The sequence below is a fragment of the Vibrio sp. R12-SG2-ISO1 genome, assembly GCF_059834045.1.
Genome location: NZ_JCBDGO010000001.1, coordinates 210846 through 226419, shown reverse-complemented (window position 1 = coordinate 226419; position 15574 = coordinate 210846). Strand labels below are relative to the sequence as shown.

Genomic DNA, 15574 nt, shown 5'->3' with positions numbered 1-15574 from the left:
GCATAAGCTTTTTTTGAAGGTATCACATGAATTTTCGCCAATCGAAAATCACAGATCTCAGTGCGTTAAATCAGTTGGAAAAGTCACTTTTCTCCAGTGATAGGATCTCACCACGGCAGATGAAAAGGTTCATCCAATCTGAACATTCTTCTTTGTTCGTAGCACAGTGCGATGAGCAGGTGGTTGGCTATGCATTAGTTTTGTTTCACCAAGGAACACAACTGTCGAGACTCTATTCCATCGCGGTGATGCCGCAGTACCGGGGACGAAATATTGCACAATCGTTGATCGAAATGTGTGAGCGCGCTGCCGTCGAAAAAGGCTTCACAACAATACGACTAGAAGTGCGCGAAGACAATATAGGCGCGATAAATTTATACAAGAAATTGGGCTATAAAACCCTCAAGCTGCTGATCCATTACTACGACGATTTGTGTGATGGGCTAAAAATGCAAAAACGCTTAAGTCATTACGGACCTAAGACCTTGTTAAATATGCCACTTTATGTGCAAACCACCCCATTTACCTGTGGCGCGGCGTCGCTGTTAATGGCTTTTGCGCATTTCGATAAATCACAGCCTCTGACACGCAGTGCTGAGTTGCAACTGTGGCGCGAGGCGACGACGATTTTCATGGCGTCAGGCCACGGTGGATGCAGTGGTCATGGATTGGCACTGGCAGCGGCACGACGTGGGTATCATGTCGAGCTGTGGAGTCAATCCCAGTCGACGCCATTTATCGACAGTGTGCGGGATGACAACAAGAAGCAAGTGATTGAAATTGTTCATCAGGATTTTTGCCAACAGTTGGCAGAGCAGGACGTGGATATCATCGACTCTCCACCGTCACAGAGTCAGTTGGAGCGCTGGGTGGAAGAAGGGGCCAGCATTTTGCTGTTAATCAGCACCTATCGTTTTAATGGCAGCAAAGAGCCGCACTGGGTGGTACTGAGTGGGATGAGCGAGCAGTTCTTTTTCATTCATGATCCGCACGCTGAATCTGAGCTGGATGCCGTTGGTTCGGCGCACGTGACGGTCAGCAAAGCGGCGCTGTCGCAGATCATCGGTTTTGGCAAGCAGCGTCATACCGCTTGTGTGGTGATTCGCCCTGCGCACTCTGACTCCAGCGCAGTGGCGTCATAGAGCTAGTTGACCGAATAACGCTTAGATTGGGTCGCGTCAGCGTCAGGTTGCTCGGTTTTGCTTTCGTCTTGGCGATTAAGGCTTTGCCATTTCAGCGCGCCATTGCTCTCAAAGTCGTTGGCTTTGGAGCAGCGCAGCAGGTGACCCTTGACTTCAATCACGGCGCCCAATGAGTAGGCTTGGTCTTGGTAGTAACAGACGCGCTCCGCAAGGCGCGTAGCGTTGACGCCGACAACCGGTTTACCCGGCGTTGTGATGACGGTTGCCAACGCAGGATAAGTCATGCCGAGAGCCAACAACAGACTTAGAATTTGAGTGCACAATCGCATCGCTGCGCTCCTTTTACTCTTTGGTTGGTGATGAACTTAGGGGATGCGTTGGCTTTAAACACCATCAAATTTGCGTTGATAACGCGCCAGCATACTTTCATTGCCCAGTAATCCCCCTTGATGCACATAGAGAATAGTCTTTTGCGGGTGATTTGGGTACCAGTTGAGCAGGCATCGCCACATCATGGGATCGTAAAGCAGATCAAACTCAACATCGGTGTCGGCCAGCAGTTGCTGCCACATCCGATAGTCCGCTTGATACAACTTGCCAAAGTGATGCTTTTGTTCGAGTTCAAGAACCGTGGGAAACACCTCTTCACCTAATGCTCGCCACTGCGCTTCGAGGTAGGCTCTCCCGCCCACACACGGACAAGTCAGCACCTCAATGCCGTGCGGCCTGAGTGCTTTTTGCAGATAGAGCGACGTGGTACCGGTTCCGGAAGGTAGGGCGACAACAAACTCGTGCTCGGGATGATAACGAGTCCAAGAGAGAATTTCTCGCGCCAGTCCTGCCACGCCGGGCTCTGCCAGGGTAGAGCGGCCGCCTTCGGGGATCACCAAGCAGGTATCATCAGGTTGGCGGATTTGCTCGATGTAGCGCGTGGGTTCTAGCCCTGAATCGCCGACGGCGATGATTTGCCCACCGAGCTCCAACACGCCGCGATAATTGCCCATCGGCTGCTGCTCTAGCCATGCGGGGATACGATCGACATAAAACTCAAACGCCCAGCCCTTTATTGCAGCAAGCGCGGCAAGCGAGTAGGCGGAGTTCGCCTGTGCGCTGCCATAGCCAATCAAGGTTTTCACCTTTGGCCACTCGCCGCTCAGTACTGACATCAGTTTGCGTGCCTTGTTACCAGAGAAGTGGCTGTGCAGTTGATCGTCTCGCTTGAGAAAAAAGGGGATCGAAGCCACTTGATGTTGCGTGACGGGCGTATCGCTGAGTTTCATGGTCTAACGTGCAGGGTGTCAAAAAGAGGCGTAGTGTACGTGATCTTTTTCCCGATGCCCAATGTCGTCTCAGTAAGCCGAGTATCGACTCAGGATAGCCCAAACTCAATCAATGCCTGACACCCGCGCGCCTCGTGATGGGTCAAAGAGCACTGCCAACCGTAGCGGCGACAAAGGTCATCGACAATCATCAGCCCCAGCCCATGACCCTCTTGATTGGGTTTGTCTAACAACCCTTCACCGTCATCAATCACACAGAGAGAATGAGTCGAGAGATGAACATCTATCGACCCTTGCTCGGTCGCCGCGATGGCATTGCGCAGCAAATTCCCTAATACCATGTCAATCACGGCGGGGGTGGCGCGTAATTGAGGTTGCCCCGTCACCTCGAGATGCAGGGGCAACTGTTTTTGTTTCGCCATCGGTTGGTGGCGCTCAATGATGGCCGCGACTTCGGCTTCTTCGAGAAAGCGAAGAGGGGCGTCGTCGATATTTCTCTCATAGCGCACCAGCGCCAGTAGTGCATCAACCATGGTCATCATCTGGCGGGCCGCATCATCGATACGTTCAATTTGCCGAGCTTGAAACGCGTTGTGTTCAGAGCGCTGGAGCAGCGTATTGGCGCCTTTGACCACGGTGAGTGGTGTACGCAGCTCATGGCTGGAATAGCGTGCAAACGCCTGTTCTCGTTTGAGCGTTTGATTGAGCTCATGGCGATATTGGTTAAGCCGCGCCGTGAGAAGCTGGAATTCATTCGCCGCATCCGGATTGATGGTGAACTCTCTATTGCCATCGCCGCTTAACTGATTGAGTTGGTCGGTAATGTGATTAATCGGCTCAATGAGCCGTTTTGAAAGGCGAAACAGCACGGTGCCAAAGGCAAACATCAGCACAGCGACGAGGCCGATGACCAACAAACCGGAATACAAGATTTCGTCATCATCAAACTCGACTTTGTCAATCAAGGAGAGCAAGACAATCGGTTTGTGCTCGCCTTGGTCTGTGTAGTGGCCTTTGTAGACCATGTGAGACAGGTCGTCGATTTCGCCCAAGTATTCGCTATGTTGGCTGAGAAAGGCTCGATAATCTGAGGGGATCAGCGACATGTCGTTGTACGCCATGGTCAACTCATCAAGGGCAATTCTGCCCTGTTCGCCAGCAATGAACCGATGCACGGCATTATCACGATCAATCAAAATACGTCGTTCGCCGACTCGGTCTTCCGCCCATTGGATCGCGAAATAGAAGATCAGAAACACCGCCAAACCAATCACGCAAGACATTAAGGTGAAAAACAGCGCCAGTCGGCCGGTGAGTGAGCGTGTCGAAGGGGGCAAGCTACCTAACATGCATGCTCCTCGTCATCGACGCATACTTGCAGGCGAAAACCGACTTTGGGCACAGTGATCAACATCGGTGAGGCGAAGGGTTTATCGAGCTGATTACGCAGTTGGTAAATGTGGCTGCGTAACACATCGTTATTGGGTTCCTCCTCTTGCCATAACTTGTCTGCAATCTCTTGTTTAGTCACCAATTCTGGCGCGCGGGCACAGAGCATTTCCAAAATCGTGTAAGTGGTGGGATTGAGCGCCAAGCGGCGATCGTCTCGATAGGCTTGCCGCGTTTTTTGTTCAATGCGCAGAGGACCAAAACGAAGGGTTTGGCTGGCAACCTGGCCGCGATAACGGCGGATCAGGGCATGAATACGCGCATCTAAAATCTCAAGGTCAAATGGTTTGGTGAGGTAGTCGTCGGCGCCATGCTTAAAGCCGTTGAGCATATCGTCTCGGTTATCCAGTGCAGTGAGCATTAATACCGGGGTGGTATTGCCCGCCTCACGGAGCTTATTGCACACGGTTAGACCATCCATGCGCGGCAGCATTAAATCAAGCAGAATCAGATCGAAGGATTGCTCTAGGGCGAGTTTGAGTCCCAACTCACCGTTGTCTGCGTAATCGAGTTCTAACCCTTCTGCTTCAAAATAATCAAACAGAATACCCGCGACTTCGCGATTGTCTTCCACGAGCAATACTTTATTCATTCATCGACCTCATACACTTTGCTCCCCATCATGGTGATCGAAACGTGAAAAAAACGTCGATAACACACTTTTCACACCTGCAACTTTAGAGTGATGGTATCAGATAACCGAAGCAGGTAGGCGTGATGGGCATTATAACTTCTGTACCCAAATCGAATGTTTCTGCAATCGCTCTTAGTGTGGTTGTGCCTTATTTTAATGAACAAGCGGTGCTACCCGCATTGCATAAACGACTCTCGCAGGTATTGGATTCGCTCAATGAGCCGTGTGAAATCATCTACGTCGACGACGGTAGCCGTGATGACAGCTTAGCGTTGGTGGCGACGTTTCAGTGTGAGCGATGCCGGGTGGTGAGTGTCGCCTTAAGTCGTAATTTCGGCAAAGAAGCGGCGATGAGCGCGGGGCTTGAACACTCTCGCGGTCAAGCCGTTGTCGTGATTGATGCCGATCTGCAAGACCCACCAGAGCTGATTCCAGAGATGCTTGCCAAATGGCGCGAAGGGTTTGATGTGGTCAACATGCAGCGCAGCGAAAGATTGGGCGAAACCTGGTTCAAAAAGCGCTCGGCGGCGCTCTATTATTGGCTACTCAATACCATGGTGAAAACACCCATTCCGGAAAATGTCGGTGATTTTCGTCTACTCAGCCGCGAAGTGGTTGATCACATTAATCAACTACCAGAGCGCAATCGCTACATGAAAGGCATTTTCGCCTGGCCTGGGTTCAAGCAAGTGACGCTCAGTTTTCAGCGCGACGCTCGCTATTGCGGTGAGACCAAATGGAACCTATTCAAACTGATTGGATTGGCGGTCGATGGCATCACGTCGTTCTCTATCGCTCCGCTGAGGATCGCCACTTTGCTCGGCGCTGCCATTGCGTTGAGCGCCTTTGTGTATGGCGCTGTCATCGTCGGCAAAACCTTACTGTTTGGCGAAGATGTATCCGGTTACCCCTCCATGATGGTGGTTCAGTTAGCGTCGGGCGGCGTGCAATTATTGTGCATGGGCGTAATGGGGGAGTACCTCGGGCGCATCTTTATTGAAACCAAACAGCGCCCGCTCTATTTGGTTCAATCGGTTCAAGAAACCATCGGGCTCAATGCATTGGGAACGAAGAAGGTAGAGGCCAAAGCAGTGCGTAAGGAGCGACGAGCATGAGATTCAACCCCGTTCATTTATGGGCCATTTTAGGGTCGACGCTGCTGATTCGTTTGCTCAGTCTCGGCGCTTACCCTCTGATGGACACCACCGAAGCACGCTATGGCGAAATGGCCAGACTGATGATTGAAACGAAAAACTGGGTGACTCCACAGTTCGACTACGGTGTGCCGTTTTGGGGTAAGCCGCCCTTGTTTACTTGGATGAGTGCTGGTGGCATTGAGGCGTTTGGTGTCAATGAGTTTGCCGTGCGCTTCCCCCACTGGCTGGCTGGTGTCGTGGTGATGCTGTTGATGGCCAATTTTGCTCGCTCGCAAAAATTGAGCGGTTTGGTAACCGCACTGGTGTTGGCGACCTGCGGCATTTTTGCGATTGCGGCTGGCGCCGTGATGACAGATATGGCACTGACACTGGGTATGACGCTGGCGATGGTGGGTTTCTTTCGCTGCTGGCAGGGGAGTCGAGGATGGGGGTATGTCGGTTTTATTGGCCTTGCGATAGGTCTGCTTGCCAAAGGCCCCTTGGTATTGGTCTTGATGGGACTGGCGGTTGTCCCTTGGGTACTGATTAGACATGGGGTTTTTCAAGGCGTCGCGCTATTTGTAAAACGCGTGCCTTGGCTAGGTGGAAGCCTGTTGATGCTCGCCATTGCACTTCCTTGGTATCTACTGGCTGAGCAGCGAACCCCCGGCTTTTTGGACTACTTTATCATCGGTGAGCATATCAAGCGCTTTTTGGTCAGTGGTTGGCAAGGGGATTTGTATGGCACAGCTCATGATGAAGTTCGGGGCACAATTTGGCTATTTTGGCTCTACAGCGCCGCGCCTTGGTCATTGGTGCTGCCAGTAATGCTGTGGCGTAAGCGCAAGGCGTTAAGAGGTCTGTTGCAAGAAGACCAAGGCGTGCTCTCTTTTGCATTGTGGTGGCTTATTTCGCCAATGGTGCTCTTTTCTCTATCGGGCAACATACTACCGGCGTATGTGCTGCCAGGGATCCCTGCGCTTGGCATTGCGATCGCCAAACTGACCGAGGACATCAAGCCGGATGCGAAGTGGTTTAAAGTGACCGCCAGTGTTGTTCCGGTTTTGTTGGTCATTGCCGTGTTCATCTTGCATCTGGGCGTCGCGGAAAAGCGCAGTGATAAGCGCATTTTGGCCCATGCAGATCGCCAAATCGCAACTTTCTATATCGGAAAACGACCTTTCTCTGGGCAGTTTTACAGCTCAGGGCAAGCCAAGGTGTTGACCGATGTGAGTGAGATTGATCGACGAAATGCGGTGCAACTGATCGGTCATCCGAACGAAGTGGAGCCAATTATTGCTGATCTCCATCTCAGTTGTATCGTTGAAATGACGGCAAAAAGCCAACGAACTTTATACAAATGCTCGGAGCCGACATGAAGGAGGTGACGTTGTCCACTTGGCTGGCAGAGTCTCCGTTTGTTCGGTTTGCATTGGTTGGAGGGGCGGGCTTTATCGCCGACAGTGGCGTTTTTGTCACCGCGCACTACTTACTTCAGCTTGACGTGATGCTGTCACGTCTGCTGGCGTTCTTTTGCGCCGCGTGCGTCACTTGGCTTGGCAATCGAGTGTTCACGTTTGCCAGTCAGTCGAGAGATAAGTGGTCAGAGTGGGGGCGATTTATGGTGAGTGCTTGCTTGTCTGCGTTGCCTAATTTCGCGGTGTTTACCCTCGTTCTGCAAGGGTGGGGTGAGAACGATGGGGCACCACTGCTGGCCTTGGTACTTGGCGTACTCGCAGGCATGGTCAGCAACTATTGGTTGAGCAAACATTGGGTGTTTCAGCGCCGTGGCGCTCGCGTTTAGAACCGCAAGAGAACAGATAAAAAAAGCCCAGAGTAAAAGGTCTCTGGGCGGATACATAAAACATAGGAGTTAATAAGAAAAAGCAGCATATGAGTAGGTTCAGAAAGGAAACAAGTTTGACGGCCTGTAAACTTCGAATGCTCTGCTCACTACACCTATTCAGACCGGGGACGGCGCAAACAGTTCAATAAATTTCCTCTCTTTTTTCTTCTTTGCACACTTTTTTGTTCGCAATAAAAAATCTCTCTTACGTTTCAATGAATTACTTTCACACTTTTTTATCTGGTCAGACCAAAACGCAAAAATGTGATGTTAATTGGTTGTTAGTTAAATGTTTCGGATGTATATTTCAAACAGTTGTTTAATACGAGTGCTTTAAAATGTCGGCGAGAAATAAGACGAAAGAGAAAATCCTAGATGTAGCGGAAGCGTTGTTTGCTGAGCATGGTTTCAATGACACGTCTCTTCGTACCATTACCAGCAAAGCTGGAGTGAATCTCGCGTCAGTCAACTATCACTTTGGCGATAAGAAAACCTTGGTACGTGCAGTGCTAAACCGCTATCTCGAAGCTTTTATGCCCTCAGTGCAAGATGCGCTAATAAACTTAAATCTCAATGATACGTATGAAATGTCAGACGTGTTTGAGTCACTGCGTACGCCACTAAGAAACTTAAACGATGTAAGACCGAACGGCACCAGCCGCTTTATGTTGCTGATTGGGCGTGGTTATACCGATGTGCAGGGTCACTTGCGTTGGTTCATTACCACACGTTACCAAGAGACGTTATCACTGTTTACCCAATCGGTGATGAAAGCCAACCCTGAGTTGACTCAAGAAGCGCTGTTCTGGCGTTTGCATTTTACCCTCGGCACCTGCGTGTTCACTATGGCTTCGAGTCAAGCGCTGCTAGAGATCGCTGAAAATGATTACGGCAAAGCGATGGATGCCAAGTCCGTCGTTGACCAACTGATTCCTTATTTGGCTGCGGGCGTCGCGGCGAAATAAATCGAGCAATAGCGAAGGTTTTTAAGACCAATAAAGCATCTTTAACACCAACAAAGCATTTATAACACTAACAATAAGTTCAACACCCTAACGCGAACAAAAGGATCGGATTATGTGCTCTCTAAGAAGAAAATGGGTCAGTGACCCAGCTTTCAAAATGTTCAAAAAAGTACTACCGCCGCTATCAAGCACAGAGAAAGAAGCCATGGAAGCGGGCAGCGTATGGTGGGACGGAGAGTTGTTCTCAGGCCGTCCTGATTTTCGTAAGTTGCACCAATATCCTGCACCAACGCTAACAGCACAAGAGCAAGCCTTTATGGACAATGAGCTCGAAACCTTGTTGGCGATGCTCAATGACCACAAGATCGTCAAAGAAGATCGCGATCTGCCAAAAGAAGTGTGGGATTACCTACGCAAAGAGCGCTTTTTCTCGCTGATCATTTCGAAAGAGTATGGCGGCCGTGAATTCTCTGCATTGGCGAACTCAACCATCGTTTCGCGCATCGCCACTCGCAGTATCAGTACGGCGGTATCGGTCATGGTGCCAAACTCGTTAGGTCCGGGTGAGCTGTTGTCCCACTATGGTACGCAAGAGCAGAAAGATTACTGGCTGCCACGTCTTGCCGATGGTACCGACATTCCGTGTTTCGCGCTAACTGGCCCGGAAGCGGGTTCAGATGCCGGTGGCATTCCCGATGATGGCGTCGTCTGTTACGGCGAGCATGAAGGGAAAGAGGTGCTGGGTATTCGCCTCAACTGGAACAAGCGTTACATCACTCTCGCGCCCGTTGCTACGGTACTTGGCCTAGCGTTTAAAATGTATGACCCAGACGGCCTGCTAGGCGATGAAAAAGAGCTTGGCATTACCTGTGCGTTGATCCCTGCTGATCACAAAGGGGTGGAAATCGGTGAGCGTCACGACCCGCTAGGTTTGGCGTTTATGAATGGTCCAACGCGCGGTAAGGATGTCTTTATTCCTATGGATTGGCTCATTGGTGGCCAAGACTACGCCGGTAAAGGCTGGCGCATGCTGGTGGAATGTTTGTCAGCAGGTCGCGGTATCTCGTTGCCAGCACTTGGCACTGCGATTGGCCATCTGACGTCACGCACTACAGGCGCGTATTCCTACGTGCGTAAGCAGTTTGGAATGTCGATCGGTAAGTTCGAAGGGGTTGCAGAAGCGCTAGGGCGTATCGGTGGTTTGACATACTTGCTCGAAGCGAGCCGCACACTCACCACCACCTCGTTGGATCTCAAAGAAAAACCGGGCATTGTGACGGCGATTGCCAAATACCACATGACGGAAATGGCCCGCACCATTTTGAATGATTCGATGGACATTCATTCAGGCCGCGCTATTCAAGATGGCCCGATGAACTACCTTGCAACGCACTATCTCGGTGTGCCGGTCGCTATTACCGTGGAAGGCGCAAATATTTTGACCCGTAACCTGATGATCTTTGGTCAAGGGGCGACGCGTTGTCATCCATACGTACTGAAAGAAATGGAAGCGGCCGCCAACCCAGATGAAAAAGAGGGTGCGAAGCAATTTGATGATTTGCTGTTCAAACACATCAAACACGCGATGGGCAACGCCTTCGGCGCGTTTGGCGCGGCGCTCACCGGCTCTCGCTTTATCAAAGCCGATATGAGCGGGCCAACGCAGCAATACTATAAAGAGATGACACGTCTCAGCCGCGCGTTGGCGGTCAGTGCGGACATCGCAATGGCGACACTGGGCGGCGATCTAAAACGTAAAGAGATGATCTCGGCACGTTTAGGGGATGTACTGGCGTATCTTTACATGGCGTCTGCGGCACTGAAAAAGTACGAAGATGAAGGTCGCCAGCAGCATGATCTCGATTATGTACACTACGCCGTGCAGCACTGTTTGTATCACGCGGCGCAGTCATTGCAGCAAGCCTTTACTAACTACCCACAAAAAGCGGTTGGGCGTTTGCTGAAAGTGATCATCTTTCCGCTGAGCAATCGTTACACCAAGCCAAGTGATCAGCTTACTGTGAAACTGGCAGAAAGTCTGATGACACCAGGCGCGCATCGTGATCGCCTCACTCACCTTTGCTACATAGGCAAAGACGCGGATGACAGTGTCGGCTTGATGGAAAACGCCTTCCTTGCCATGTATGGGGTGAAGAGCTTAGAGCGCAAACTGATGCGCGCAGCTAAAGACGGTGTAGTCGCTCGTAAAGGTCTACTGACCGAGCGATTAGCGCAAGCTTTAGACGCTGGCGTGCTGACTCAAGCTGAAGTGGATAAGATCTTGGCCGCGGATAAATTGCGTTACCGCGCCATTCAAGTGGACCACTTTAGCCACGATTTCAGCGAGACTCGTACCCATCAAGAGGGTGCGAAGCCAAAGCTCGATAGCGTGGCGTAATAAAGTACGTCACCGCTCTTACTACTCAGAGGCACCGTCATGGTGCCTCTGCTGTTTCTGCTCAGTAAAATGTTTTGGATACCACAGAGAGAAGCCACAGGAAGTGATCCAACCACTTGCCTTTTCACGACATTTTTACAGAAATTAGATGCGATCTGGCGTTGAACCTTTTATCCTAGCCGGGTTTTGTTAAGGAAGTTGAATATGATCATCAAACCTAGAATTCGTGGATTTATCTGTACAACAACGCACCCAGTGGGTTGTGAAGCTAACGTAAAAGAACAAATTGCTTACACTAAGGCGCAAGGCCCAATCAAGAATGCACCTAAGCGTGTACTGGTTGTGGGCGCATCGAGTGGCTACGGTCTATCTTCTCGTATCGCAGCGGCATTTGGTGGCGGCGCTTCAACCATCGGTGTGTTCTTCGAGAAAGAAGGCACAGAGAAAAAGCCGGGCACAGCCGGTTTCTACAATTCTGTCGCTTTTGAAAAACTCGCCCGTGAAGAGGGTCTTTACGCAAAAAGCTTGAACGGTGACGCGTTTTCAAACGAAGCAAAAGAAAAAACCATTGAGCTGATCAAACAAGACCTAGGTCAGATCGATATGGTGGTGTACTCACTGGCTTCTCCAGTACGTAAAATGCCAGAGACGGGTGAAGTGATTCGTTCTTCTCTCAAGCCTATCGGCGAAACCTACACATCGACCGCGGTGGATACCAACAAAGATGTGATCATCGAAGCGAGCGTTGAGCCTGCGACTGAAGAAGAGATCAAAGACACCGTCACCGTAATGGGTGGCGAAGATTGGGAATTGTGGATCAATGCCCTCTCTGAAGCTGGCGTACTGGCTGATGGCTGCAAAACCGTCGCTTACAGCTACATTGGCACTGAGCTGACGTGGCCGATCTACTGGGACGGTGCGCTAGGCAAAGCGAAGATGGACTTAGACCGCGCCGCCGCTGCACTGAACGAGAAACTTTCTTCAACCGGTGGCAGCGCGAATGTCGCAGTATTGAAATCGGTTGTGACTCAAGCGAGTTCTGCGATTCCTGTTATGCCGCTTTATATCGCTATGGTATTTAAGAAGATGCGTGAGGAAGGCGTTCACGAAGGGTGTATGGAACAAATCTACCGTATGTTTAGCCAGCGTCTCTACAAAGAAGATGGTAGCGCAGCAGAAGTGGATGAGAAGAACCGCCTACGTTTAGACGACTGGGAGTTGCGCGACGACATCCAACAACACTGTCGTGACCTATGGCCACAAATCACCTCTGAAAACCTAAAAGAGCTGACGGATTACGTCGAGTACAAAGAAGAGTTCTTGAAACTGTTTGGTTTTGGTGTTGAAGGCGTGGATTACGACGCGGATGTTAACCCAGACTACAAAGCTGACTTTATCGCTATCTAACGGCTATTTATCGCTACATTATTAGTCAATACATGGCGTTAAAGACAAAAAATCCGGAGTTGATGCTCCGGATTTTTTTCACTGCGCTATTTTCAATCGACGGCTTTGGAACGTCGGCTTTCCCAGTTCTTTATCCTAGTCAGTCCGCTTACTTAAACGTCGACCAAATAGGCGCGTGGTCAGACGGTTTTTCAATCCCGCGCAGCTCGTAATCAATATCCGACTCGACGCATTTTTGCGCCAAACTTGGCGTAGCAAGAATCACATCAATACGTAGACCACGGTTATCATCGAAACCGCGAGAGCGATAATCAAACCATGAAAAACGATCGTCAACACTTGGATGAACCTGACGGAACGTATCGACCAAGCCCCAATCCATCAAGGTGTTAAGCCACTCGCGCTCCTCAGGTTGGAACGAACACTTGCCCGTTTTTAACCAACGTTTGCGGTTGGGTTCGCCAATACCAATATCGCTGTCCAGTGGGCTGATATTGATGTCACCCATCACGATTAATTGCTCGTCACTGCTGTGATACTCGTTCAAGTAGGTCATTAAATCTTGATAAAACTGACGCTTATACGGGTACTTGGTTTCGTGGTGGATGTTGTCACCTTGAGGGAAGTAACCATTGAGGACGGTCACTTTCTCTCCCGCGTCGTCTTCAAACGTCGCCATGATCATGCGTTTTTGATGATCATCATTGTCAGTTGGAAAGCCTTTTTGCACGTGAATCGGCGCTTTCTTACACAGCATAGCCACACCGTAGTGCGCTTTTTGACCGTGAAAGTATACGTGATAGCCCATCGCTTCCACATCCTCGAGCGGGAAAGCTTCATCATGAACCTTGATTTCTTGAAGACCAATCACGTCAGGTTGATGCTTATCAATAATGGCTTGCAGTTGATGAAGGCGGGCGCGAAGGCCGTTGATATTAAAAGAGATGACTTTCATTGATAATCCTTGCTTGAATAGGTCTCGTTTTTGCAGTCTAAATCCACTGGTTTTGAATAGTAACACTTCCACTTTTGGCTGACTAATGCCAAGCGTTCAGCATCTTCCTCTGAGCGATAGTAACAAATTATTAAACTTTTGATTGATAATCATGTTCAATATGCTGTAATGATTGGATAAAACTATCAACAAGTTTGCTTATAAGGATGTATTATGCGAACGCTTTCGGTTCAATGGAAGATCACGCTTTTCGCTGGCTGCTGTCTCCTCATTACGTCACTCTCTTTAATTGGCTTCTCGGTCTACAACGCTTTATCCAATCAACAATTGATCAAAGCGCAAAGCGCGGAATCGGTGATCGATAAATCCGAGCAGTTGCTGCAAACGCGCGCTCTACTCAGTGGCACTGAGGTGGCGGAGTATCTCAATGAAGCGCTCTACCGCGCTGAAATGTTGGCCTCCAGCGCCATGTTCTTAAAACGCAATACCGAAGAAAATTTTGGTGACAGTGAAGAGCTGCGTACCGCATTGGATGAAATGGTCCGTCGTTCGGTGATGGACTTTGAATCGATTCAAGGGGCGTATTTGGTCTTTAGACCGGACATGCTCGACAATGAAGACAGCAATTACGTTGATGCCGAGTATGTCGGTTCAAACGAAGTGGGCCGTTTTGCGCCTTACTGGATCACCGCGCAAAATGGTGAAAACGTGGTGAACAGCGTGCTCAGTGAAGCCCTGCTGTTAGACCCAAGTAATCGTGAGCGCTTTGAGTGCCCATTGACCACAGCACAAGCGTGTGTGACTACGCCACGTTTGATTACTCAAGAGGAGGAAACATTTTTAACCTCCTCGATTTCGGTGCCAATTATGCTCGATGGCATCAGCATTGGTTTTTTTGGGATTGATTTACGTCTCGACGCCTTGAAAGAGGTGGTGGCCGATGCTGACAGCAAACTCTTTTCGGGCGACGGCAGCGTTAATATTGTTAGCTTCGATGGCTCTTTGATTGCCAGTGACGCGCCTGACGCGGCCATCGGCCAAGCTTATCAGAGCGACATGCACAGCAGTGAAGCGCTACGCGAGCTGCTCTTGGGTCAAGAAGTGGTGACGCAGTGGAGCGAAAGCGGTGACTGGATGACGGTGTTCGCACCGATTATGGTAGCGAATCAAACCTGGGGTGTATTGTTTGATATGCCAAGAAACAGTGTGTTGGCCGATGCCGATGACCTTGACGCTACCATTACGGCGCAAGTGGAATCGAGCGTGACCACCGAACTGTTGGCCGGTTCGGTCCTGGTGCTGTTTGGTTTATTTACGATTGGTGTTATGGCTAATCGCTTGGTGAAACCCATTCGTGACGTGGTGGCGCGTTTGGATGATATCGCGTCGGGCGAAGGTGATCTTACCCAACGTATTGATGTGAAATCGGCGGATGAAATTGGTCAGCTCGCCATAGGTTTCAACTCGTTTTTGGAAAAGCTGCAACACATTATTCGTGATGTGATTGATACGACGATGCAGGTAGGGACCACAACGGAACAATCGAAAGTCGCCGCCCAAGGTACGAGACGCAGCAGTGACGCCCAGTTTAAAGAGGTCGACTTAGTCGCGACGGCGTCTGAAGAAATGACGCAAACCGCAGGCCTTGTGGTACAAAACGCAGAAATTGCGGTGCAAGAGGCGGATAAAGCGCATCAGGCGGCAACCGTCGGTCAACAAGTGATTGAAAAATCGCAACATGAAATGGAACATCTGGTCGAACGTATGACTGCAGCAGTGCCCGTAGTGGAAGAGCTGGCGAAGAACAACGCCAACATTACGGAAATTTTGACCGTGATTGAGGGCATTTCGGAGCAAACCAACCTGTTGGCGCTCAACGCTGCGATTGAAGCGGCGCGCGCGGGTGATCAAGGTCGTGGCTTTGCTGTGGTGGCCGATGAGGTCCGTAATCTCGCCAGCCGCACTCAAGACTCAGTTGGTGAAATCCGTAAAGTGATTGAAAGTGTGCAGAAGGGGACGCAGGATGTGGTATCTGCGATTCAAGAGGGGAATGAACTCGCCAATCACTCTGCCAGCCAAGTTGAACAGGCGGTACAAGAGCTCAATCACGTCTTTGGCGCGATCGCTTCCATCAACGACATGAACAACCAGATTGTCAAAGCGGCAGAAGAGCAGCAGTCGGTGTCAGGCGAAGTGAATCAAAGTGTCGCTAATATCCGCGATCTGAGTGCACAAATTTTGTCTCAAGCGGAAGAGTCAGAAACGGTCAGCGGCCAAATCAGTGAGCTGTCGAAAAATCAGCAGCAACTGGTCAATCAATTTAAGGTATAGCCTCAAAGGACATACATCTCTTATTGAGAAA

At 50.2% G+C, this 15574-nt stretch carries 13 protein-coding genes; 8 read left to right on the top strand and 5 right to left on the bottom strand.

What is annotated here, in order from left to right; translation table 11 throughout:
* The first annotated feature begins 26 nt into the window (after positions 1 to 26).
* The gene (locus AC6R10_RS01015) at positions 27 to 1142 is read left to right on the top strand and encodes a GNAT family N-acetyltransferase/peptidase C39 family protein (RefSeq protein WP_500671227.1); all 1116 of its coding nucleotides are present in this window, start codon (positions 27 to 29) and stop codon (positions 1140 to 1142) included.
* A gap of 2 nt (positions 1143 to 1144) precedes the next feature.
* Here the strand turns inward: AC6R10_RS01015 and AC6R10_RS01010 are convergent, their stop codons facing one another.
* From AC6R10_RS01010 to AC6R10_RS00995, 4 genes are all read right to left on the bottom strand, one after another.
* Positions 1145 to 1471 carry a DUF1496 domain-containing protein gene (locus AC6R10_RS01010; RefSeq protein WP_500671226.1) on the bottom strand — a complete coding sequence of 109 codons (327 nt, stop codon included), beginning with the start codon at positions 1469 to 1471 and terminating at the stop codon, positions 1145 to 1147.
* Between the two features lie 54 nt (positions 1472 to 1525).
* Positions 1526 to 2422 (bottom strand): 1-aminocyclopropane-1-carboxylate deaminase/D-cysteine desulfhydrase, encoded by an 897-nt coding sequence (locus AC6R10_RS01005; protein WP_500671225.1) that lies wholly within the window; start codon positions 2420 to 2422, stop codon positions 1526 to 1528.
* Between the two features lie 89 nt (positions 2423 to 2511).
* Positions 2512 to 3771, bottom strand: a complete 1260-nt coding sequence (locus tag AC6R10_RS01000) for a sensor histidine kinase (protein WP_500671224.1) — start codon at positions 3769 to 3771, stop codon at positions 2512 to 2514.
* On the bottom strand, positions 3765 to 4463 hold the full coding sequence (locus AC6R10_RS00995) for a response regulator transcription factor (protein WP_500671223.1): 699 nt from the start codon (positions 4461 to 4463) through the stop codon (positions 3765 to 3767). Before AC6R10_RS00995 ends, AC6R10_RS01000 begins: the two co-directional genes overlap by 7 nt.
* A gap of 125 nt (positions 4464 to 4588) precedes the next feature.
* Between AC6R10_RS00995 and AC6R10_RS00990 the strand changes: the two genes are divergently transcribed.
* The 6 genes from AC6R10_RS00990 to fabV all read left to right on the top strand — a co-directional run bounded on the left by AC6R10_RS00990 (position 4589) and on the right by fabV (position 12257).
* Positions 4589 to 5620 carry a glycosyltransferase family 2 protein gene (locus tag AC6R10_RS00990; protein ID WP_500671222.1) on the top strand — a complete coding sequence of 344 codons (1032 nt, stop codon included), beginning with the start codon at positions 4589 to 4591 and terminating at the stop codon, positions 5618 to 5620.
* Positions 5617 to 7020 (top strand): ArnT family glycosyltransferase, encoded by a 1404-nt coding sequence (locus tag AC6R10_RS00985; protein WP_500671221.1) that lies wholly within the window; start codon positions 5617 to 5619, stop codon positions 7018 to 7020. The genes AC6R10_RS00990 and AC6R10_RS00985 overlap by 4 nt, the downstream gene beginning before the upstream one ends.
* Positions 7017 to 7445, top strand: a complete 429-nt coding sequence (locus AC6R10_RS00980) for a GtrA family protein (RefSeq protein ID WP_500671220.1) — start codon at positions 7017 to 7019, stop codon at positions 7443 to 7445. The genes AC6R10_RS00985 and AC6R10_RS00980 overlap by 4 nt, the downstream gene beginning before the upstream one ends.
* A gap of 380 nt (positions 7446 to 7825) precedes the next feature.
* Complete coding sequence (gene psrA / locus AC6R10_RS00975) at positions 7826 to 8452, top strand: TetR family transcriptional repressor PsrA (RefSeq protein WP_334550821.1); 627 nt, start codon at positions 7826 to 7828, stop codon at positions 8450 to 8452.
* Between the two features lie 112 nt (positions 8453 to 8564).
* On the top strand, positions 8565 to 10850 hold the full coding sequence (locus AC6R10_RS00970) for an acyl-CoA dehydrogenase (RefSeq protein WP_500671219.1): 2286 nt from the start codon (positions 8565 to 8567) through the stop codon (positions 10848 to 10850).
* A gap of 204 nt (positions 10851 to 11054) precedes the next feature.
* Positions 11055 to 12257 (top strand): enoyl-ACP reductase FabV, encoded by a 1203-nt coding sequence (gene fabV / locus AC6R10_RS00965; RefSeq protein ID WP_334550818.1) that lies wholly within the window; start codon positions 11055 to 11057, stop codon positions 12255 to 12257.
* 148 nt (positions 12258 to 12405) lie between these two features.
* Here the strand turns inward: fabV and xthA are convergent, their stop codons facing one another.
* Positions 12406 to 13212: an exodeoxyribonuclease III gene (xthA, locus tag AC6R10_RS00960; RefSeq protein ID WP_500633524.1), complete on the bottom strand. Its 807-nt coding sequence runs from the start codon at positions 13210 to 13212 to the stop codon at positions 12406 to 12408.
* Positions 13213 to 13425: 213 nt separating this feature from the next.
* Between xthA and AC6R10_RS00955 the strand changes: the two genes are divergently transcribed.
* Entirely contained in the window at positions 13426 to 15543 is a 2118-nt protein-coding gene (locus tag AC6R10_RS00955; protein WP_500671218.1) for a methyl-accepting chemotaxis protein, read from the top strand.
* Positions 15544 to 15574 lie beyond the last annotated feature (31 nt).